The 1,470-nt window shown below is 32.8% G+C and carries 3 protein-coding genes and 1 pseudogene; 2 read left to right on the top strand and 2 right to left on the bottom strand.

Translation table 11 applies throughout. The annotated features are described in order from the left end of the window. A partial coding sequence (locus AC1DTM_RS26240; protein ID WP_477001257.1) for an AbrB/MazE/SpoVT family DNA-binding domain-containing protein occupies positions 1-458 on the top strand: 458 nt, incomplete at its 5' end. Positions 459-495: 37 nt separating this feature from the next. Here AC1DTM_RS26240 and AC1DTM_RS26235 read toward each other — a convergent pair. Then, the gene (locus tag AC1DTM_RS26235) at positions 496-678 is read right to left on the bottom strand and encodes a DUF3913 family protein (protein ID WP_000707108.1); all 183 of its coding nucleotides are present in this window, start codon (positions 676-678) and stop codon (positions 496-498) included. A gap of 100 nt (positions 679-778) precedes the next feature. Continuing rightward, positions 779-1,231, bottom strand: coding sequence for an Lrp/AsnC family transcriptional regulator (locus AC1DTM_RS26230; protein ID WP_002011610.1), 453 nt, complete (start codon positions 1,229-1,231; stop codon positions 779-781). 63 nt (positions 1,232-1,294) lie between these two features. Between AC1DTM_RS26230 and AC1DTM_RS26225 the strand changes: the two are divergent. Next, positions 1,295-1,470: pseudogene (locus AC1DTM_RS26225) on the top strand (carboxymuconolactone decarboxylase family protein); the annotation flags it as partial.

Genomic DNA, 1,470 nt, shown 5'->3' with positions numbered 1-1,470 from the left:
GTGTTATTATGTGCCTTCTATACATAAAGACAAAAAATATATGGACGAATATTGCTGTGCATGCTCTAAATAATTTGATTGCAACGAGTATGCAATTTGTAGGTGGAGATGGAAGTGACGCAATCTCGATTACTGAATTACAAGCACAAAGTAATTTATGGATCGGCATTGGTCTTGCGATTATCGGTTTATTATGGTTAATTCCTTTTACTTGGAAACAATGGCGTACTGTAAAAGAAGTAGGTGTGCCACCGCTTCGCTTAATAAATGAAGAAAAAGTGATGAATTCATCACGTGAAAATGAAATGTATAGCCAAGTTATACTAACGAATAGATTGATGGCGGTGGAACTGCCAGATGAGGCTGTCAACCAGCTCAAGTTAGAAGAAAATGAATATGTAACAATAGCTGTAGAAGAAGATAAGATTATTATAAAAAAGGCGGATTATAGGCCATGAAAAAGTAGCTCTCCAGTATGAAAAGGAGAGCTACTTTTTAATTTGTAATAATCTCTACACGGAAGTTATTTCCGTTTTTCACGTATTTAATATCTGTAACGATCCGAACGGTTTTTAGAAGTTCAACTTTTTCACCAATTCGAGGTATGGTCGGAACATTGTCCCAAATACCAAGCAAGTCATCTAATTGTGCCGTTTTTTCATAAAACCAGATTTTCAATGTAAAGCCCCTTTCTCGAACTTTATGTATTTTAATACATGATATATCATTTTTATTCTTAATGTAAGGGGTTTTTACTCTTTTTGTGAATAAAGATGAATTAATCTTCTGGGAATATATGTTCAATGTCCGGAGTAAGAGCTACTTCTGATAATACGATATGAGAAACTGTCGTTGCATATGAAGAAACATCATTGATAAATTCTTCAAGTTCAACGAGTGAAGGAACAGAGATTTTTACAATGTAGCACAAGCTTCCTGTTACTCGGTAACAAAAACTTGCAGATGGATAAGACTGAATAAACTGTTGCATACGTGTTGTATCACCATTTTTTAAAGTGATTTCTAAAATACAATCTAAAACAAGTCCTGCTTTTTTATAATTGATATCGATTGTGTATTTTTGAATAATTCCTTCACTTTCAAGTTTACGAACACGCTCTGTAGTAGACGGAGCGGATAAGTTTACTCGTTTTGCCAATTCGCGCATCGAAAGGCGACTATCATTATATAATTCATTTAAAATTTTTCGATCAACACGGTCTAATTGCATTTGTAAATATACCTCCAGTAAAATGATGATTTTTGTAAAGGAAAATTATAAATTAAGATTCATATGAAATGTAAAGTGAGCTTTATTTATTTTACAATAAAAAAGAGGGAAATAGGAGGGAAAATGATGGAGAGAATTATATTATCAAATATAGGAGATACAAAGTTTCAAAAATTATTAGGGCATAATCCGGATATATTAAATTCGTGGAGTACGTTAGAGAATACACTGTATAGTAC

Source organism: Bacillus sp. P4_D3, assembly GCF_056401855.1.
The sequence above is the reverse complement of the archived record's forward strand: the minus strand, read 5'-3'. Positions and strand labels throughout refer to the sequence as shown.

What these genes read in the sequence shown, in the direction of transcription:
- AC1DTM_RS26230 (WP_002011610.1), bottom strand. Translation starts at nt 1,231, where the DNA reads ATGCAATTAGACCGTGTTGATCGAAAAATTTTAAATGAATTATATAAT.